This is a genomic window from Dactylosporangium roseum, from assembly GCF_025264685.1.
Taxonomy (GTDB): Bacteria; Actinomycetota; Actinomycetes; order Mycobacteriales; family Micromonosporaceae; genus Dactylosporangium; species Dactylosporangium roseum.
In genome coordinates, this window is the sequence record NZ_CP073721.1 from 512,236 (window position 1) to 531,650 (window position 19,415).

At 72.5% G+C, this 19,415-nt stretch carries 16 protein-coding genes and 1 riboswitch; of the genes, 9 read left to right on the top strand and 7 right to left on the bottom strand.

Annotation, left to right across the window (positions count from 1 at the left end):
* Positions 1-155 precede the first annotated feature (155 nt).
* Positions 156-1,073 (top strand): hypothetical protein, encoded by a 918-nt coding sequence (locus Drose_RS02260; protein WP_260726516.1) that lies wholly within the window; start codon positions 156-158, stop codon positions 1,071-1,073.
* Between the two features lie 2 nt (positions 1,074-1,075).
* Here Drose_RS02260 and Drose_RS02265 read toward each other — a convergent pair whose 3' ends face one another.
* Both Drose_RS02265 and Drose_RS02270 read right to left on the bottom strand, forming a co-directional pair.
* The gene (locus Drose_RS02265) at positions 1,076-1,312 is read right to left on the bottom strand and encodes a hypothetical protein (protein WP_260726517.1); all 237 of its coding nucleotides are present in this window, start codon (positions 1,310-1,312) and stop codon (positions 1,076-1,078) included.
* An 83-nt stretch (positions 1,313-1,395) separates the two neighbouring features.
* Positions 1,396-2,349, bottom strand: coding sequence for a lactonase family protein (locus Drose_RS02270; protein WP_260726518.1), 954 nt, complete (start codon positions 2,347-2,349; stop codon positions 1,396-1,398).
* A 161-nt stretch (positions 2,350-2,510) separates the two neighbouring features.
* Here Drose_RS02270 and Drose_RS02275 point away from each other — a divergent pair, with 161 nt between their 5' ends.
* Complete coding sequence (locus Drose_RS02275) at positions 2,511-3,527, top strand: fatty acid desaturase family protein (protein WP_425545084.1); 1,017 nt, start codon at positions 2,511-2,513, stop codon at positions 3,525-3,527.
* Positions 3,528-3,639: 112 nt separating this feature from the next.
* On the opposite strand, the gene Drose_RS02280 is transcribed toward Drose_RS02275, so the two are convergent.
* Positions 3,640-4,629 carry a hypothetical protein gene (locus Drose_RS02280; RefSeq protein WP_260726520.1) on the bottom strand — a complete coding sequence of 330 codons (990 nt, stop codon included), beginning with the start codon at positions 4,627-4,629 and terminating at the stop codon, positions 3,640-3,642.
* A gap of 93 nt (positions 4,630-4,722) precedes the next feature.
* On the opposite strand from Drose_RS02280, the gene Drose_RS02285 reads away from it, so the two are divergent.
* The 3 genes from Drose_RS02285 to Drose_RS02295 all read left to right on the top strand — a co-directional run bounded on the left by Drose_RS02285 (position 4,723) and on the right by Drose_RS02295 (position 8,699).
* The gene (locus tag Drose_RS02285) at positions 4,723-6,555 is read left to right on the top strand and encodes an NAD-binding protein (protein ID WP_260726521.1); all 1,833 of its coding nucleotides are present in this window, start codon (positions 4,723-4,725) and stop codon (positions 6,553-6,555) included.
* A gap of 119 nt (positions 6,556-6,674) precedes the next feature.
* Positions 6,675-7,916: a trypsin-like serine peptidase gene (locus Drose_RS02290; RefSeq protein ID WP_260726522.1), complete on the top strand. Its 1,242-nt coding sequence runs from the start codon at positions 6,675-6,677 to the stop codon at positions 7,914-7,916.
* A 66-nt stretch (positions 7,917-7,982) separates the two neighbouring features.
* The gene (locus Drose_RS02295; RefSeq protein WP_260726523.1) at positions 7,983-8,699 is read left to right on the top strand and encodes a phosphatase PAP2 family protein; all 717 of its coding nucleotides are present in this window, start codon (positions 7,983-7,985) and stop codon (positions 8,697-8,699) included.
* 103 nt (positions 8,700-8,802) lie between these two features.
* On the opposite strand, the gene nagA is transcribed toward Drose_RS02295, so the two are convergent.
* Together nagA and Drose_RS02305 are read right to left on the bottom strand one after the other, a co-directional pair.
* Positions 8,803-9,915, bottom strand: coding sequence for an N-acetylglucosamine-6-phosphate deacetylase (nagA, locus tag Drose_RS02300; protein WP_260726524.1), 1,113 nt, complete (start codon positions 9,913-9,915; stop codon positions 8,803-8,805).
* A complete protein-coding gene (locus Drose_RS02305) occupies positions 9,912-10,853 on the bottom strand; it encodes an ROK family protein (RefSeq protein ID WP_260726525.1) in 942 nt (313 codons plus the stop codon). Before Drose_RS02305 ends, nagA begins: the two co-directional genes overlap by 4 nt.
* A gap of 187 nt (positions 10,854-11,040) precedes the next feature.
* Between Drose_RS02305 and Drose_RS02310 the strand changes: the two genes are divergently transcribed.
* Together Drose_RS02310 and Drose_RS38960 are read left to right on the top strand one after the other, a co-directional pair.
* Positions 11,041-11,826, top strand: a complete 786-nt coding sequence (locus Drose_RS02310; RefSeq protein WP_260726526.1) for a DeoR/GlpR family DNA-binding transcription regulator — start codon at positions 11,041-11,043, stop codon at positions 11,824-11,826.
* Positions 11,827-11,968: 142 nt separating this feature from the next.
* Complete coding sequence (locus Drose_RS38960) at positions 11,969-12,295, top strand: DUF3263 domain-containing protein (protein WP_390891308.1); 327 nt, start codon at positions 11,969-11,971, stop codon at positions 12,293-12,295.
* A 13-nt stretch (positions 12,296-12,308) separates the two neighbouring features.
* Here Drose_RS38960 and Drose_RS02320 read toward each other — a convergent pair whose 3' ends face one another.
* On the bottom strand, positions 12,309-14,552 hold the full coding sequence (locus tag Drose_RS02320; RefSeq protein ID WP_260726527.1) for an AAA family ATPase: 2,244 nt from the start codon (positions 14,550-14,552) through the stop codon (positions 12,309-12,311).
* A gap of 76 nt (positions 14,553-14,628) precedes the next feature.
* On the opposite strand from Drose_RS02320, the gene Drose_RS02325 reads away from it, so the two are divergent.
* Positions 14,629-17,328: an alpha/beta fold hydrolase gene (locus Drose_RS02325; RefSeq protein ID WP_260726528.1), complete on the top strand. Its 2,700-nt coding sequence runs from the start codon at positions 14,629-14,631 to the stop codon at positions 17,326-17,328.
* A complete protein-coding gene (locus tag Drose_RS02330) occupies positions 17,328-18,200 on the top strand; it encodes an ABC transporter permease (RefSeq protein WP_260726529.1) in 873 nt (290 codons plus the stop codon). Before Drose_RS02325 ends, Drose_RS02330 begins: the two co-directional genes overlap by 1 nt.
* A 36-nt stretch (positions 18,201-18,236) precedes the next feature.
* Here the strand turns inward: Drose_RS02330 and Drose_RS02335 are convergent, their stop codons facing one another.
* Entirely contained in the window at positions 18,237-19,178 is a 942-nt protein-coding gene (locus Drose_RS02335) for a glucosyl-3-phosphoglycerate synthase (protein WP_260726530.1), read from the bottom strand.
* Positions 19,179-19,272: 94 nt separating this feature from the next.
* A riboswitch (SAM riboswitch) is annotated at positions 19,273-19,405 on the top strand.
* Positions 19,406-19,415 lie beyond the last annotated feature (10 nt).

Genomic DNA, 19,415 nt, shown 5'->3' on the forward strand with positions numbered 1-19,415 from the left:
GTACGGCCCGCGTGGCGACTCCGTTGACCTGCGGTTATCGGAGAGGCGGTGACGGCCTGTGGCCGATCCTTCGTGGAATTGTCACCCGTCTATGGGATGCTCGGTTGGTCAAGGGCACTTACGCTGAAGCGACACGCACAGCCGGAGGTCGCGCCGTGGCTCTTTCCGCACCCGCAACCCTGGGGTCCCCGCAGGCGGAGCTGCCGTGGACGCTCGACGGAGGGCGGGGCATCCTCGGCCTCGACCCGGTCAAGGGTGCGGTGGTGCTGTGGCTCGCGCTGATGGTCTTCATCCTGCTGTTCATCATGATCGCGGCCGTGCTCTCCCGCTGGAACCTGCACCGGCTCAACCGCGCCGACCGCCGCGCCGCCGTCGAGGAGGCCCAGGCGAGCCTCAGCCCGGCGGAGCGGGCCCGGCTGCGCATCGAGGCCGGCGAGCTGATCCGCCAGGCCGCCGCGACGGCTGCCGCCGCCAAGCGCGCGCAGATCGTCGCCACCGAGGCCAAGGCCCGCTGCGCCGCCGCGCAGGAGGCCCGGGTGGCGGCGTGGGCCGTCTTCGACGTGGCCCAGAAGGCCTACCAGGACGCGCTGACCGCGGCGAACTCGCAGGCGATCGCGGCCGCGATCACCGACTCCGACGACGCGACCAAGCGCGAACTGTCCCGCGCCGCTCTCGACGCCTTCAAGCGCGGTGACATCACCGTCGACGCGCTGGAGCAGGTCTTCAAGGGCGTGAGCGGCGCCGACCCGCTACAGGAGCTCCAGGCGCGCGAGGTCGAGCTGTGCCGCTCGGCCGAGAGTCGGGCCCGGCGGCTGTACGATGCCGCGGCCGCGGCCGAGCGCACGGCGCAGAAGGCGGCGGACGTGGCGGCGGTGGCCGCGCAGGCGCTGGCCGAGGAGGCCGCCGAGGTGGCCGAGGAGGCGGCGGAGCTGCGCGACACGCTCGACGCGGCCCGGAGGGCGGGCATCACGGCCGCGACGATCGACAAGCAGGGCCGGGTCCCGCGCCAGCGCACCAAGCCGACCAACACCAAGGCGGCGCGGACGGAGCGGCCGGCGCTCACCGAGGCGTGACGTCAGCTTGCTTCGCGGACGTCGTCCGGCGGCGTGAAGTGCATCGCGTCCAGGGCCGCCCGCAGGCGGGGGAGGTCGGTCTCGGGCAACTGGAACGACGCCCGGCAGATCTTGTCGACCCACAGCGACACGACCACCGTGCCGCGGCTCGGGTGACAGGTCACCCGCATGGTGCGGTCGTTGCCCCGCATGTCTTCGAACACGTCGCCCGAGTTGGGCAGCGCTACCAGCTCACCCATGCGCCTATGCTGCGGCACTGAACGCTCGTTCGACAAGGCGTTCGCCCCGGCTCCCCCGCGCCCTCCCCCGCGGGTGGGAGCGGTCAGGAGGTCCGGACCACGGCGCTGGGGGATGGGTGTTCCACCACGGTCCGGGCCGGGTGCGGGACGCCGGAGGTCTGATCCAGATCGAGCAGCGTCACCGTGTCCGAGTGCTGGTTCGCCACACACAAGGCGCCACCCAGCAGGGTCATGTGCCGCGGCCAGGTGCCGCCGGTCGACACCTCGTCGATCGGGAGCAGCCCGTCGTCCTCGACCGAAAACGTCGTGATCGTGTCGTTGCCCCGGTTCGCCACGTACAGCCGCCGGCCGTCCGGGGACAGCACCAGCTCGCTGGGGAAGTTGTCGCCGACCGGCTGCACGAGGACCGACGGGCGGACGTCCAGCAGCTCGAAGCCGGAGGTGTACGTCGAAACGGTCGAGTGCAGCTCGTTGGCCACGAACACCCGGCCGGTGGGGTGGAACACCAGGTGCCGCGGGCCGCTGCCCAGCGGCTGGACCGTCGTGGTCCGCACGTGCTCCAGCGCGCCCGCCGGGGTGAGCCGGTAGTGGACCAGCGCGTCCATGCCCAGGTCGACGACGTGGACCATGTGATCGCGGACCGTCACCTGATGGGCGTGCGCGGACTCCTGGCGCTCGGGATGCACGCTGCCGCCGGCGTGCTGCGTCAGGTCGGTACGCCGGTCCAGGCCGCCGTCGGGCCGCAGCGAGAACACCGCCACGCTGCCGCCGCCGTAGTTGGCCGCCAGGACGAAGCCGGATGTCACCGCGAGGTGGCACGGGCTCGCGCCGCCGGTGGGCAACGTGTTGATCAGCTCGCCTTCGGGCGTGAACGCGGACACTCCACCCTCGTCCCGCTCGTTCACCGCGTACAGCACCCCGGACGGACCCACGGACAGGAAGCTGGGCGCGGGCGTCCGGATCGGCGCGGCCACGGGTGTGAAGTCGTCGTCGTACATCGAGATCTGGTCTGCGTAAGAGCCGATGAGCACTGGCACCCGTCAGAGCCTAGGCCGCCGCCCGCGGGCGCGCAGCGCGGGCGCCCGCACCGTCGCGGCGGCGACCCCGACCGCCTCGTGGGTCTCCCGTAGGGGTGGGGTTTGCCCTACCGCGAAGAGCAGTGCTGGCCGGTTCGATCGCCGGCCGTGAAATCGCGACGCTGAACCGTATGACAATCCTGGCAGACGCCGAGAAGGCCACCGACTTCGCCGTCCTGTCCCAGCGGATCCGCGCCGCCGGTCTGCTCCGGAGACGCCCGGGCTACTACGCCGTCCGGCTCACCCTGGTGACCGCCCTCTACGTCGGCGGCTGGATCGCCTTCGCCACGGTCGGCGCATCCTGGTGGGTGCTCGCCGTGGGTGCCGTCCTCGCGGTCGCCTACGCCCAGGTCGCGCTGGTCGCCCACGACCTCGCGCACAAGCAGGTCTTCAAGACCCGCCGCTGGTCCGAGGCGCTGGGCATGCTGGCCGGCAACGCCGGCATCGGCATGAGCTACGGCTGGTGGATGAACAAGCACACCCGCCACCACGCCAACCCCAACCACGAGGACCACGACCCCGACGTCGAGCCCGACATCCTCGTCTGGTCCACCCGCCAGGCGGAGAAGGCGACCGGGCTCGCCCGGCTGATCGGCGGGCACCAGGCGGAGCTGTTCTTCCCGCTGCTCCTGCTCGAAGGCTTCAACCTGCACGTGGCCAGCGCCCGCGCCATTCCCGGAGTCAAGCGCCGCGTCCTCGAGGGAGTCCTGCTGTACGGCCACTTCGCCGCCTACCTCGCCGCGGTCTTCCTGCTGCTGCCGCCCGGCATGGCCCTCGCGTTCATCGCCGTGCATCAGGGGCTCTTCGGCCTGTACCTCGGCTGCACGTTCGCGCCCAACCACAAGGGCATGCCGGTGCTGACCGCCGAGGACGAGCTCGACTACCTGCGCAAGCAGGTGCTCACCGCACGCAACGTGCGTGGCGGGGTCTGGGTCGACGCGCTGCTCGGCGGCCTGAACTACCAGATCGAGCATCACCTGTTCCCGAACATGCCGACGCCGAACCTGCGCAAGGCCCAGCCGATCGTCGAGGGGTACTGCAAGGAGGCCGGCGTGCCGTACCTCTCCGCGGGCTTCGTCGACTCCTACGCCCAGGCACTGCGGCATCTGCACGCGGCGGGAGCGCCCTTGCGGGGGTAGCCGCGTGGGCGTGCCCGCCGGCGCCGTACGAGAACCGCCTCGACGCCCCGGTCCGGGCCGGCGAAACGACCGGTCACGCCCGAGCCGGAGCGGGACGCCGAGGCGGGTGCGGTCAGCCGCCGAGGAGGTTGCCGACCAGCGGGAGGCCGTTGCCGCCGAGCAGGGGGAGGTTGCCGACGACGGGGAGGGCCTCGGTCTGGGCGTGGCGGGGGATGTACGTCGCCGAGTGCTTCGGCGCGTACGCCTTCTCGGTGACGAGCGGCAACTGGCCCGCGACCTGGGGGAGCGCCCCGGTGGTCGGCACCAGCCGGTTGGCCGCCGCGGTCGTGCTGATGCCCGGGGTCGGGCCGATGCCGCCGACCACCGGCACGCCGGTCACCGAGTCGTTCTTCAGCACGTCGCTGCCGCCCAGCGGCACCTGGCCGATCAGCGGGAGCGCGTCCGCCTCGGTCGCCCGGCCGGTCCCGCCGAGCGGGATGCCGAAGTCGTCGACCGGCTTCAGCGTGCCGCGGATCGGCAGGCCGTTGCCGAGCAGCGGCAGGCCACCGACGAGCGGCAGCGCCTCGGCGGCGCGGGCGGAGCGGGTGCCGGGCAGCGCGGTGCGCGTATTGGCGATCGAGGTGCCGCGCAGCGAGTCCGCGCCGGGCAGGCCCAGCGCGTCCAGGTCACCGAGGCCGCCGGCGAGCGGCAGGCCGGCGAGCGAGTCCTCCGCCGGGACGGCACCCGGAAGGGGGACGGCGTCGGTCGGCAGCGCCGGCAGCGTCGGCATGCGGCTCGACGTCGTGCGGGGCAGGCCCAAGGCGTCGGTCGGCAGCAGCGTGCTCAGCGGGAGGTCGCGCAGCACGTTCGGCACCTGCCGGCCGACCTGGGTGGTGGTGCCTGTCGCGCTGCCCTGCTTGCCGGCCTCGGCGGTGGTCGCCGTGCTCGTGTCGATGACCGAGCTCTCCGCGTGCAGTGCCAGGCTGCCCGAGGGCGCGAGCAGATCGTCCAGCTTGCCGGGAGCCAGTGCGGTGTCATCGGCGTGTGCGGCACCGGCACCGAGCAGCAGCATGCCGCCGGCTACACCGACGGTGCCCACCGCCCGGCGAAACCACGTGTTCATCCTCGAATACCCATCTGGTCGACAAATCGGATCGAGAGGTTCAACGAAGGTCGCGGGCCATCGGGTACTGGTGATCTTCGCTAGGATCGGCCGGTGGCGTCCGAGTCCTGGCTGATGAGGCGTCTGCGCGGCGGCCTTCCCCGGGTCCAGGCGATCACCCGTCCGTGGTCGATCGAGCAGCCCGACGACGCGCACCGACCCCCGTTGCGCGCCCCGGCGAAGCGCGTCGTGGTCTGCGGTGACGACCCGCTCGCGCACCGGCTGATCGAGGATCTCATCGAGCAGTACGGGGTGCAGGTCACCGCCATCATGCCGAGCGTCCGGCGCCGGCACGGCCCGGAGATCGCGCGGCTGCTGGCCGATCACGGCGGCCGGGTCGTCGAGGCCGAGCGGCCCGACACCGACGCGTTCGTGCGTGCCGACCTCGCCGGCGCCGACGCGCTGGCACTGGTCAAGCAGGACGACATCGGCAACCTCGACGCGGCGCTCCAGGCACAGGAGCTCGTCCCCGGCCTGCGGCTCGTCATCCGGATGTTCAACCTCCGGCTGGGCGGCAGCGTCCGGCGGAACTTCGCCGACGTGCGGGTGCTCTCCGACGCGCAGATGGCGGCGCCCACGTTCGTCTCCGAGGCGCTGGGCGAGGTCGCGCCGGTGCACGTGCGGGTGGCGCGGCGCACGCTGTTCGTGGCCCGCCGCGGCGAGGTGCGCACCGAGGACGTCGTCTGCGGGCTGGCCCGGACGGCCGGCGACGGCGAGCCGGAGTTGCTTCCGGAAGAACCGGACACCGCGGATCTGGTGCTGGCCGTGGCGACCGGCGAGCGGGCCGCCACGGTGATCCCGCGGGACGAGCGGGCCGAGGAGGCCCGGCGCGGACGCGAGCGGCTGCGCCGCTGGTGGCGCCGGCAGCGGCACAAGCCGTTCGGCACGCTGCGCAGCCTGGTGAGCCGGAAGCTGTGGGTGACGGGCCTGGTCCTGCTCGCGCTGCTGGTGGCCGGCACCGCGATCATCGCCCACCACCGGCACATCGGCTGGTGGAACGCCGCCTACGTCACGCTGCTGTCCGAGCTGGTCGGCGCCAGCCCCGATCTTCAGGCGAAATGGCCGGAGAAGGTCGTCACGACGCTGCTCAGCCTGGTCAGCATCGCGCTGATCCCGGTGATCACGGCCGCCGTCGTGGAGGCGATCGTCAACGCGCGGCTGGCGATCGCGCTGGGGCGGCTGCGGGAGCCGCTGTCCGACCACGTGGTTGTCGTCGGGCTGGGCAACGTCGGCACCCGGGTCATGCACTCGTTCGTCGATCTCGGCGTGCCGGTGGTCGTCATCGACCGCGACGAGAACGCCCGTGGTGCCCAGGCGGCCCGCTCGCGCGATGTGCCGTTCATCGTGGGTGACGCCAGCAGCCCGGAGACGCTGCGGGCCGCCTCGGTCGACACGTGCCGCGCCCTGGTGGTGGTGTCGACGGACGACCAGGCCAATCTCGAGGCCGCCATCGAGGGGCGCGAGCTCAAGCCCGACCTGCGGGTCATCCTGCGATTGTTCGACGGCGGGTTCGCCGACCGGGTGCAGCGGGCGTTCGGCATCACCGCCTCCCGCAGCGTCTCGTACCTCGCCGCGCCCGCGTTCGCCGCCGCGCTGCTGGAGCGCGAGGTCATCGGCACCATCCCGGTCGACCGGCGGGTGCTGTTGCTCGCCGAGGTGCCGGTGTGCGGCGAATCGGAGCTCGACGGCCGGCCGGTCGCCGCCGCACAGGACGTCGGTGACGTCCGGATCCTCGCGGTGACGACCGGCGACGGCCGGCAGACCGTCTGGACGCCCCCGCCGACGTACGTGCTGTGCGCCGACGACCTGCTCACCGTCGTCACCACACGGCTCGGCCTGGGCAACCTGTTGGCCCAGACCGGCGGGACGATCGACGCCGCCCGGTGATCGGCCGGCTGATTTTGCGCTCCCTCCACCCCCGATCGCTCGTTGTACGGGCGGATCGCCCGATTTACCCCTAACAGTCCGGGCGCTCCCTTCTGCGGAACGTTTGGGAGGACGCGCACATGCGGCGTAGGGCGTTGCTGGTGGCAGGGGTCTGCACCCTGCTCGGACTCACCGGGGCTGGAGTCGCGGCGGCGACCTCGTTCGCCCCCGCACGACCGCGGATCGCGTCCGTCGCCGCTCCGCAGATGCCGGCGCAGCACCGGGCCGGCGTCACCGAGCCCGGCGCGGAGCCGGCCGGCGTGCTCGAAGCGGTCACCGGCGGCCTGATCGAGTGGACCGCGAGCCGGACGTTCACCTACCCCGGGGCGGACTACGTGAAGGTCCACTTCGGCGAGTTGCGGCTCAACCGGGGCGACAAGGTGCGGGTCACGGACGCGAGCGGGGCGGAGCACTACACGTACACCTCGGAAGAACTGCGACTCGCGGACAACTGGTCGATGTCGGTCTCCGGCGATCGGGCCGTGGTCAGCGTCGAGCGGGCCGGCGACGACGTGCTCGGGCTCAAGTCGAAGCTGGCCGGCCTGGGCGTGACCGTCGACCGGATCGCGCGTGGCCAGACGCCGGACGAGCGCGCGGCGGCGCTGGCGGCGAAACGGGCCGCCGAGGCGCGGCAGCCGCACGAGGAGAGCATCTGCGGGCGCAGCAACGAGACGGAGAACGCGGCCTGCTACAAGTCGTCGGACCCGGTCGCGTACGCGAACTCGAAGCCGGTGGCGAGGATCCTCATCAACGGCGTCGAGCTGTGCACCGCGTTCCGGATCGGCACCCAGAACCGGATGATGACCAACCACCACTGCCTGACGACCACGCGCGAGGCGCGCAACACCGAGGTCTGGTTCAACTACGAGTGTGCGCAGTGCGAGGGCGGCCCGACGCTGCGCCCGACCAAGGTCATGGGCGACCAGGTCATCGCGACCGACGAACTGCTCGACTACACGCTGTTCAGCGTCCGCGACTTCGAGGCCGTCCAGCGCTTCGGCTACCTGCAGATCGACGACCGGGCACCGGTGCGCGGCGAGGAACTCTACATCCCGCAGCACCCGCGTGGCGCGCCGACCGTGATCACCATGCAGGACCCGACCGAGCGCAGCGGGAACTGCGCGGTGTCCGACCCGTCGTACGACGGCTACGCCGCGAACACGGACATGTCGTACTACTGCGACACCGACGGCGGCTCCTCCGGCTCGCCGGTCATCTCACGCCGGACGAACAAGGTCATCGCGCTGCACCACTTCGGCGGCTGCCCGAACTCGGGCGTCCGGATGGACCGCATCGCCGCACACCTGCGCGGCGAGCTGTAGAGGTTTCGGGGAGAGGTCCGGGTCGCGGCCCGGACCTTTTCGCGTCTTCGGGTACCGTCGTTCGGCGTGCGCTTCGTGTTACGCCCGGTCCGCCCGTCCGGCTGGTGGTTCGACGGGATTCTGCTGTCCGGCTTCGTCGCGCTGACGCTCGCCCTGGTCTGGCGCTCGCCGCTGCTCGACGTGGACCTTGCGATCCGCGACTTCGTCGACGCGCATCGCCCGGGCTGGGCCGACACCGTCCTGCGGGGGTTCAACAAGCTCGGCCAGGGCGGCCTGCTGCTCACGCCGCTGGCGGTCGTCGTGGCGTTCCTCATGACCCGCCGCCGTCACACCGTCCGGCCGTTCCTGCCGGTGATCGGCGCGTTCGCGCTGACCTACGTGACGATCGGCCCGCTGAAGGTGTGGACGGACCGGCTGGCCGCGAGCAACCCGGACGATCCGCACCCGGAGTTGCTGTTCCACGCCGCGGACGGCATGTCCTACCCGTCGGGCCACGTGGTGAACGCCATAGTCTGGTACGGCGTGCTGGCGACTCTCCTGACAGGTGTCCTCCGCCCGGGTGCGGTCCTGGCGATCCGCTCCGCCGCGCCGCTGATCCTGCTGTTCACGACGACATACCTGAGCTTCCACTGGCTGACCGACGGCCTGGCGGCGATCCTGCTCGGCCTGCTCCTGGACCGCCTCCTGCAGCGCACCCCATGGGACGCCGTTCCCCTGGGCGACCGGCTGGACCGCGCCGGCTGGGCAGCCCCGTACTTCGACCCGCCCTTCTCGGCGCGTTGATCATGCAGTTGTGGTGCCGCGACGCTCCCACGATGTCCGGGTTTGTCAGGCACCACAACTGCATGATCAACGCGGATGGGGGTGGGGGGTGGGGGGGTGGGGGCTATGACTGCCAGGCGCCGGCGCGCATGACTCGCTGGACCCGGAGGGTCTCGTCCAGCAGGACCAGGTCGGCGCGTAGGCCCTCGCGCAGGGCGCCCACCTCGTCCGACAGACCGATCGCGGTCGCCGGCGTGGTCGAGGCCATGCGAGATGCGTTCGGCAGGGAGACGCCGGCGCCCACCGCGCGGCGGAACGCCTTGTCCATCGTCAGCGTGCTGCCCGCGATCGACCCGTCCCGCGCCAGCCGGGCCACGCCGTCCGCCACGTCGACGCTCTGGCCGCCCAGGTCGTACGAGCCGTCGGGCATGCCGGCCGCGGCCATCGCGTCGGTGATGAGCGCGGCGCGGGCCGGGCCGGTCACCGACGTGGCGAAGGCCAGGGTGCCGTCGTGCAGGTGGACGCCGTCGGCGACGAACTCGCACGTCACCGTCGCCGCGCCGAGGAGCGCGTAGACCGGGCCGGGCTGGCGGTGGTGCGGCGGGCGCATGCCGTTGAAGACGTGGGTGCCGACCGTGGCGCCGGCCTCGACGCCGGCCAGGGTCTCCTCCCAGGTCGCGTCGGTGTGGCCGAGCGCGGCGACAACACCGCGCTCGACGAGCAGGCGGATCGCGTCGAGGGCACTGGGCAGCTCGGGGGCGATCGTCACGAGCCGCACAGCGCCGTCGCCGGCGTCGATCAGCGCGTTGAGCTCGTCCAGCGACGGGTGGCGCAGGTGGGCCGGGTTCTGGGCGCCGCAGCGGGCCTGGGAGAGGAACGGCCCCTCGAAGTGCACGCCGGCCAGCACACCCTCGGCGACCAGCGGCGCGAAGGCCTTGGTGGCGCTCATCATCAGCTCGGGCGGCGAGGTGACCAGGCTGGCGAGCATGGTCGTGGTGCCGTGCCCGAGGTGGTACGCCGCCGCCTTCCGCGCGTCGCCCGCGTCGCCGGTGGTGAACGTCGCACCGCCGCCGCCGTGCACGTGGATGTCCACGAAGCCGGGGACGACCGTGTGTCCGGTGTGCACGGCCGTCGGCTCCGCGCCCACCTCCGCGACGCGATCGCCGGAGACGCGGACGAAACCGTCCTCGATGACGCGGTCGCCCGCGACCACCCGGACACCGGACACCACCGTCATCGCGTGCTCCCATTCGTTGCCGGATTGTCGAGCGCGAGCAGCGCCGCGCCGAGGCATCCGGCCTCGTCGCCGAGCGCGGCCCGGGTGATCGCGGGCACGCGGTGGAACGTGACCCGCGAGTGGACGGCCTCCCGCAGCGGGGCCAGCAGCGCTTCGCCGGCCTCGGCGAGGCCGCCGCCGAGCACGATGACCGCCGGGTCGAACAGCGCGATGCCGGTCATCAGCCCGTCGGCGAGCGCGTCGATCGTCTCGCGCCACACGGCGGCCGCGACCGGCTCGCCCTCGGCGGCGAGGCGGGCGACCTCCTCCGCGGTGGCCTGGCGGCCGGCCTGTTCGGAGTACCGTCGCCCGACCGCCGACGCCGAGGCGATCGACTCCAGGCAGCCCCGCTGGCCGCAGCCGCACAGCGGGCCGCCGGGCCGGACGACGATGTGGCCGATCTCGCCGGCCGCGCCGTGCGAGCCCGTGTAGACCTGCCCGTTCACCACGTTGGCGGCGGCGATGCCGGTGCCGATCGGGATGAAGAGCACGTAGTCGTGACCGCGTCCGGCGCCCAGCCTGGCCTCGGCGAGCCCACCGGCCCGCACGTCGTGGCCGAGCGCGGCGGGCAGCCCGAGGCGCTGCTCCAGGAGATGCTTCAGCGGTACGTCACGAAAGCCGACGTTCGCCGCCCAGACCGCGACGCCGTTGGTCTCGTCGATGATTCCGGGCACGACCAGCCCGGCGCCGACCGGCTCGAGGCCCTCGGCGCGGGCGGTGGCGGCGAGCCCGTCGGCGATGTCGAGGATGGTCGCCGCGACCGCCTCCGGTCCCCGCTCGCGGCCGGTCGGGTGTCGCTCGGCGTGCTGGACGGTGTGCAGTGCGTCGCCGTCCGCGCCGACCAGGGCACATTTGATCCCGGTTCCGCCGACGTCGAGGGCGATCACGGTCTGTGTCATGGGGCTGTTGGTCCTCGACTGATCGTTTTGGCGACAAACCCGGTTGGTTCGCGCATCATTGCGCACCGGCGGGTCGGCTGGCAACCATACCCCTGCGGGCTAGTCCGATCAGTTGTCTTTGCGTTTACCGGTTGTTTCGCGCATTATTGTGCACACATCTCGCACCGTGCGCGCAAAGGAGGGTCGCATGGACCGATATGCGCGCTGGAACGCGCTCCTCGAGATCCTCACCGACAGCGGCCGGATCAGCGTGGAGGAGGCGGCCGAGCGGCTCGACGTCTCGCAGGCGACCATCCGCCGCGACTTCGATCAGTTGGCCCAGCAGCAGATGATCACCCGGACGCGCGGCGGTGCCGTCGCCAACGGCGTGTCGTACGATCTGCCGCTGCGGTACAAGACCGCGAAGCACGCCCCGGAGAAGCAGCGCATCGGCGCCGCGGCCGCCGCGCTGGTGTCCCCGGGCATGGTCGTCGCCCTGAACGGTGGCACGACGACCACCGAGGTCGCCCGCGCGCTCGCGGTGCGCCCCGAGCTGACCGGTGGCGTGGACGACGCACAGCTCACCGTCGTGACCAACGCGCTGAACATCGCCAACGAGCTGCTGGTCCGCTCGCGGATGAAGATCGTGGTGACCGGCGGGGTGGTCCGGCCGCAGTCGTTCGAGCTGGTCGGCCCGCTGGGCGGCAACATCCTGCGCGACGTCACGCTGGACATCGCATTACTGGGCGTCGACGCGCTCGACGTGACCCTCGGCGCCGCGGCTCACCACGAGGGCGAGGCCGCGATGAACAGCCTGATGGTCGCCCGCGCCCGCCGCGTGGTCATCATCACCGACAGTTCCAAGCTCGGCGGTCACGCGTTCGCCCGGATCTGCCCGGTCGACCGTATCGACACGCTGGTCACCGACTCCAACGCCACCGAGCAGACGTTGGCCGCGTTCGCCGAGGCCGGCGTGAAGATCGTCACCGCCTGACCCGCCCCCCTCGCTGCGTTGATCTTGCAGTTGTGGTGCCTGACAAACCCGGACATCGTGGGAGTGTCGCGGCACCACAACTGCAAGATCAACGCAGCGGGGGGATAGGGTGGAGGGGTTTCCCCCGACCCCTGGAGCAGCGATGAAGCGCGAGGACGTCGCGGCCCAGCAGTCGACCCCGGACGGCGACCTGGTCGACCCGGCGGCCGAGGCCGACGACGATCTCGCGGCCGCGGAGGAGCCGGCGGAGCTCGACGAGCGCGGCCGGCGGATCCTCGCGTTCGAGAAGCAGTGGTGGCGCCGGGCCGGCGCGAAGGAGCAGGCCATCCGCGACACGTTCGGCCTGTCGGCGACTCGCTACTACCAGTTGCTCAACACCCTGCTCGACAACCCGCTGGCCCTGGCGCACGACCCGGTGGTCGTCCAGCGCCTGCGCCGCCTGCGGGCGTCGCGACCCCACGGCCGCTGAAGGTGGCTGCCGGTCAGCGGGTCTTCTGCTGCTCGGCATAGCTGGCGAGCCACGCCACCTGGGTCGGGTCGAGCGACGGCCGGACGCGCTCGCGGGCCAGTTCGACGTGCGCGGCGGTCACCTCCGTCGCGTCGAGCGACTCGCGCATGGCGGCCAGGGCCGACTCGCGAACCAGGGCCGCGCAGTCCGCGGCCGAGAAGCGGTCCAGCGACTCCGCCAGGGCGGGCAGATCCACGTCGCCGGCCAGTGGAACGGACTTCGCCGCGGCGCGGAGGATCTCGGCCCGGGCGTCGGCGTCCGGCGGGGGCACGAACACCAGGCGCTCCAGCCGACCGGGCCGCAGCAGCGCCGGGTCGACCAGGTCCGGGCGGTTCGTCGCTCCGATCACCACGACATTGCGCAGGGCCTCGACGCCGTCGAGCTCGGTGAGCAGCGCGGCGACGACACGGTCCGTCGTGCCGCCGTCGGTCGCCTGGCCGCGGGTCGGCGCCAGGGCGTCGACCTCGTCCAGGAAGACCAGTGTCGGCGCGGCCTCCCGCGCCCGGCGGAACAGCTCCCGCACCGCCCGCTCGGACTCGCCGACCCACTTCGACAGCAGCTCCGCACCCTTGACGGACAGCACGTTGGCCTTGCCCGTGCCGGCGATCGCCTTGACCAGGAACGTCTTGCCGCAGCCCGGCGGGCCGTAGAGCAGCACGCCGCGCGGCGGCTCGACGCCCAGCCGGGAGAACGCGTCGGGATACGACAACGGCCACAGCACCGACTCGGTCAGCGTCTGCTTGACCTCGACCATGTCGCCGACGTCGTCGAGCGTGACCTTCGCCAGCTCCAGCGACGACTCCGCCATCGACGTCGGCCGGACCACCTCGAGCGCGGCGTCGAAGTCGGCCATCACCACGCGCGCGTCCTCGGCCTCGCGGCGGTGGCGCAGCGCAGCCCGTACACCCGCCTCACGCACCAGCGCGGCCAGGTCGGCGGCGACGAAGCCGGGCGTGCGGGCGGCCACGTCGTCGAGGCGCACGTCGTCGTCGAGGGGCACGCCCCGGGTCAGCACCCCGAGCTGCTCGCGGCGCAGGGCGGCGTCCGGCAGCGGCAGCGCGATCTCGTGGGCCAGCAGGTCGGGGGAACGCACCGCCGGGTCGACCGCCTCGGGGCGGCTGGTCGTGCAGACCACCGCCTCGCCCTCGCGGATCAGCTCGCCGAGGAGCTGCCGGAAGACCGTCGAGAGCGGGCCCGGCTGGTCGCGCGGCGCCAGGGCGTCGACGTCGGAGACCAGCAGCACCGCGGGGCCGGGCGCGCGCATCTCGTCGGCGGCCTTGCGCAGGCGGGCGGCCGCGTCGTTGTTGGTCAGTGCCGCGATCTCCGGCGCCCACAGGGGCACGACCTGCGCCTTCACGCTGCCGGCCACCGCGTGCACCAGCGCCGACTTTCCCGAGCCGGCCGGGCCGGTGATGAGCACGCCGAGCGACATCGTCGTGCCGAGCTTGGACAGCACCTCGCCGTGGTGGAAGCCGAGATCGAGCAGCTCGATGAGCTGCTCCGCCTGGGCGCGCAGACCCGGCAGGTCGTCGAGCGTCGGCGCGGTCGCGGCCGGCGCGGCCGATGCGGGTGCGGTGGTCGCCGGGGCGAGGACCGTGCCGGGCGCGTGCGTCGCCTGGCCGTGCTGCCAGCCCACCGTCGTGTCCATCGTGACCAGCGCGCCCGGGTCCGGGTCGGCGGCGACGACGGTCAGCAGGGCGCTCGTCCACGCGTATCCGACCGTGTTCGACAGGCTCTTGCGAGCCGCCTCGACGAGCCCCTTGTCGACCATCACGGTGGCCGCCGCCGGCGCCGTCGGCAGGGTGCCCAGCGAGACGTCCTGCGGCAGCAGCGACACGTTGTCGCCGACCGTGACCACCTTGCCCAGCAGCGCGAGGCGCAGCATCTCGGGCGACACGACCGCGACGATCTCGGACGGGCCGGCGAGCGTCACGCTCTGCGCGGCGCGCAGCGGCGCGGCGGCGACCGTGACCTGCCCGCCGTCGCGGATGCCGAGGTTGCCCAGCACCAGGTCGTCGGCGTAGACCAGCGCGCGGCTCGCACCCGCCCCGGCGACCGCGACGATCCCGGCGGACGCGCGTCGCCCGGTCAGCGAGATCGGATCGCCCGGGCGCAGCCCCAGCGCGGTGAGCACCTCGGGGTGCAGCCGCACCACGCCCCGGCGGGCGTCGAGCGCGGCTGGGCGGAGGCTGGCAGTGAGGGTCAAGGTCGCCGACACGCAACGAGAGTAACCGTTGCTGTGAAGGGGCTGAGTGTTTCGGCATGGTGCGACATGCGGTGCGTACGTTCTAGCCATGCGACTTCGCGTCACGCGCCGCCGGCTCGTCGCCGGTTCCGTCGTCGTCCTGCTCGTGGCGGGCCTCGTCGGCTGGGCGGCGGTGCCCGACCCGGCCCGCTACCGCACCATCGAGCAGCGGCTCACCGTGCGCACCGGCCCGGACGACGCCACTGAAGTCACCCTGGACACCACCCTGTTCCTGCCGAAGTCCGCCACGGCGAGCCGCCCAGTGCCGGCCGTCCTCCTGGCACACGGCTTCGGCGGCACCAAGCAGAGCGTCCGGTCCGACGCCCAGGACTTCGCCGATCTCGGTTACGCGGTGCTGACCTGGACCGCCCAGGGTTTCGGCCGCTCGACCGGTGAGATCCACCTCGACAGCCCGGACTGGGAGGTGAAGGACGCCCAGCGGCTCGTCGACTGGCTGGCCGCGCGGCCCGACATCCAGAAGACCGGCGACGACCCGAAGGTCGCGGCGGTCGGCGGCTCCTACGGCGGTGCGCTCGCGCTGCTGCTCGCCGCCCAGGACCCGCGCATCGACGCGATCGTGCCCATGATCACCTGGCACGACCTGTCGAGCGCCTTCCTGCCGAACGGCGTCTTCAAGAAGCAGTGGGCCGGCCTGTTCTTCGGCAACGGCAGCACCGACCCGCTGAACCCGGCCCAGCAGCAGCCCGGCGGCGATCCGCAGTGCGGCCGGTTCGCCAAGGACATCTGCCAGGCGTACCTCAAGATCGCGACGACCGGCGCGGCCGGCCCCGACGAGATCTCGCTGCTGCGCAGGTCCAGCCCGGCCCCGGTGCTCGACCGGATCAAGGCGCCGACGCTGCTGATCCAGGGCCAGGTCGACACCCTGTTCCCGCTCAGCGAGGGCGACGCCAACGCGCGAGGGATCGCCGCCACCGGCACCCCGGTCCGGGTCGCCTGGTTCACCGGCGGCCACGACGGCGGCACGGGACCGCAGTCCGAGGTCGACCGGGTGCGGTACCTCACCGCCCAGTGGCTCGACCACTACGTGAAGGGCAACGGCACGGCGCCGGCCGGCAGCTTCACCTACTCGCGGGTGTCGGGCCTCAACGCGCGGGGCCGCGGCGTGGTCACCACGGCGTCGTCGGTCGACGCCTACCCCGGCCTCGACGGCGCGGGCCGGACGTTCGACCTGGTGGGCCCGGCGCAGCGCATCGCGAACCCGCCGGACGGCAACCCGGCGGCCATCTCGTCCCTGCCGATCGCCAACATCGCCAGCCTCCTCGACTCGGGCGTCTCGGCCGAGATCCCCGGCCAGCACGCCGACTTCGTCTCGGCGCCGCTCACCGAGGTGTTCGACGCCGCCGGCGCGCCGACGGTCCGCATCCGCGCCGCGTCGCCGACCGGCGAGGCCGTCCTCTTCGTCAAGCTCTACGACGTGCCGGCGAAGGGTGCGCCCGCCATCCCCGACGGCCTCATCGCGCCGGTCCGCCTGACCGGCCTGCCGACCGACATCACCGACGCCCAGCCGGTCACGGTGACCCTGCCGGCGGTCGTGCACCGGTTCGAGGCCGGCAGCCGGATCCGCGTCACCGTCGCGACGGCCGACACCGCCTACTGGTCGCCGCCGGACCCGACCGTCTACCAGGTCGCCGTCGACGGCGCGATCAGCCTGCCCGCCATCGCCGGCACGCCGATCGCCAATCCCGAGGTCATCTGGCGGTACGTGCTGGCCGGCCTCATCGCCGCCGTCGCCGTCGGCCTGGCGGTCGTCCTGCTGCTCGCCCGTCGCCGGGCGAAGCGGATCGACCGCAGCGTCGATGCCGAGCACGTCGACACGCCGCTGGTCGTGCGCGGCCTGCGCAAGGAGTACAAGGACTTCGTCGCGGTGTCCAAGGTGGACTTCACGGTCCACAGGGGACAGGTCGTCGGGCTGCTCGGGCCGAACGGCGCCGGCAAGACCACCTCGCTGCGGGTGCTGATGGGGCTGACCCGCCCGACCGCGGGCGAGATCCTGGTGTTCGGCCACCGGCTGCTCCCCGGAGCTCCGGTGCTGTCCCGGGTCGGCGCGCTGGTCGAGGGGCCCGGCTTCCTCCCGCACCTCACCGGGCTGCAGAACCTGGAGCTGTACTGGCGGGCGACCGGCCGGCCCAGCGCGGACGCCCACTTCGAGGAGGCCTACGAGATCGCCGGACTCGGGACGGCCGTCAACCGGCGCGTCAAGACGTACAGCCACGGCATGCGGCAGCGCCTGGCGATCGCGCAGGCGATGCTCGGCCTGCCCGAGCTGCTGGTGCTCGACGAGCCCACGGACGGGCTCGACCCGCCGCAGATCGCCGAGATGCGCAAGGTGCTGCGCCGCTACGCGACCGGCGGGCGGGCGGTGCTGGTCTCCAGCCATCTGCTCGCCGAGGTCGAGCAGACCTGCACCGACGTCGTCGTCATGCACAAGGGCGAGGTCGTCGCGGCGGGGCCGGTCGACGACATCGTCGGCGACTCGCCGACGGTCCAGCTCGATGTGTCCGATGTGGACGCGGCGGAGAAGGTGCTGGAGGAGCTGGGCGTGCGGTCGGTGGCCTGGTCCGGCGGGCGCGGCCTGGTCGTCGACGTCAACGGCACACCGCGCGCCGAGGTGGTGGCCGCACTGGTCAAGGCGGGGGTCGGCATCGACCGGGTGGTCCCGCGCCGGCGGTTGGAGGACGCGTTCCTGTCGCTCGTCGGCGGGGACACCAAGGCGAGCGGAGAACGGTGATGACCTCGACCGACATCGTCGGCGGCGCGACCGGCTACCGGCCGGGCGCCACCCTCTCGCTGTGGACGGAGATCCGGCGCCAGGCGTCCCGCCGCCGCACCCAGCTCGCGCTCGGGTTCATGGTGCTGCTGCCGCTGATCATCCTGACGGCGTTCCAGTTGGACAACGGCGGCGACGACAACGAGGGCGGTGGCGGCGAGTTCTCCCGCCTGTCGGACCTGGCGACCTCCGGCGGGGCCAACTTCACCCTGTTCACGCTGCTGGTCTCGGCCGGCTTCCTGCTGGTGGTCGTGGTGGCCCTGTTCTGCGGCGACACGGTGGCCAGCGAGGCGAGCTGGGGCAGCCTGCGATACCTCCTGGCGATGCCGGTCCCGCGCGCCCGCCTGCTCGGCGTCAAGGTCACCGTCGCGCTCCTCTACAGCCTGCTCGCGATCCTGGTGCTGGTCGGCACGGCGCTGCTGGCGGGCACGCTGCGCTACGGCTGGGCCCCGCTGACCGCCCCGATCGGCGGCGAGATCTCCGGCGGTGCCAGCATCGTGCGGCTGCTGGAGATCGTCGGCTACCTCTGCGTGTCACTGCTGGTGGTCGCGTCGCTGGCGTTTCTGCTGTCAGTGTTGACGGACGCCCCGCTCGGCGCCGTCGGCGGCGCGGTGCTGCTCCAGATCCTGTCGAACATCCTCGACCAGATCACCGCGCTCGGAAACCTGCGCACCGCGTTGCCGACGCACTACAGCGATGCCTGGCTGGGCCTGCTGTCGACCCCGACGCAGACGGACGACCTGGTGAAGGGTTCGATCGCGGCGTTGGCCTACGCGACGGTGTTCTTCTCCCTGGCCTGGTGGCGCTTCCTCCACAAGGACGTGGTCAGCTAGCGCCTGTTGCGGCGCTGCGGCCGGGCTGTGGAAGCTTCACCGCCGAGTCCTCGTCACGGTGGTCCGGCCGTAGCCGTCGACGGTGACCATCGGGGGGCGGTCGGGGAGTGAGACCTCGGTCACATGAGGTACCACCGCCGAATCATGGCGCTCGAACTGCGTCAGTGTCGGCCAGAGGGAGTGGCTCGGGGTGAGCCTGTTGTTGATCGTGTGGACGATCGTCGCCGCCATCCGGCCCAATGCCGCCGTGTCCTGGTGGCCGTGGGTGCGCTGGCCCAGGTCGACCTGGGCCAGCGCGTCGAGCCCGGCCGCGCGGTAGGTGTCGATGAGCAGGCCGGTCTCCACGCCGTATCCGTAGGCGAACGGCAGCGTCTCCAGCAGGGAGCGGCGCGCCGCGTATTCGCCGGCGAGGGGCTGCACGACCCCGGCGAGCTCGGGGAAGAACGCGTTGAGCAGCGGCCGGGCGGCCAGCTCGGTGACCCGGCCGCCGCCCGCGGCGGAGACGTCGAGCAACGGCCGGTCGTAGAACGCCTTGACCATGAGCGTCGCCGGGTCGGTGAGCAGCGGGCCGAGCAGGCCGGTGACGAAGTGCGGGCGAAAGTCGGTGAGGTCGGCGTCGACGTACACCAGGATGTCGCCCGTGGCGACCGCGAGCGCCTTCCACAGCACCTCGCCCTTGCCGGGCCGGGATCCGACGGACGGCAGGATGTCGTCGCGGTGGTGGACGGTGGCGCCGGCCGCGGCGGCCACCTCGGCGGTCCGGTCGACCGAGCCGGAGTCGACCACGATCACCTCGTCGACGAGCGGGCCGAGAGTCCGCACACCGGTGACGATCTCGCCGACGGTCGGCTCCTCGTCGAGGGCCGGCAGGACGACGGAGATCCGGGTGCCGTCCTTCGCGGCGGCGAGTGCGTCGGGGCTCCAGTCCCGCCAGGTGGACGTGCGTGCGGCGAACCAGGCGGCGGCGGACGGGTGCATGAGTGAAAAGGTAGTCAGGTCCAAGTCGTGAGATGACTCATACGGCGGCGGGCGTGGTGGCCCTTACACTGAAACTCGCACGACACAACTGCATACCTCATCCAGAGGGGCAGAGGGACACGGCCCGATGAAGCCCCGGCAACCCCTGCGACGACTCGATGACGAGCGCGCGGTAGGTGCCAAATCCGTCCCGGTGCGCAAGGCCATGCACTTGGGAAAGATGAGAGGACGGCCTCG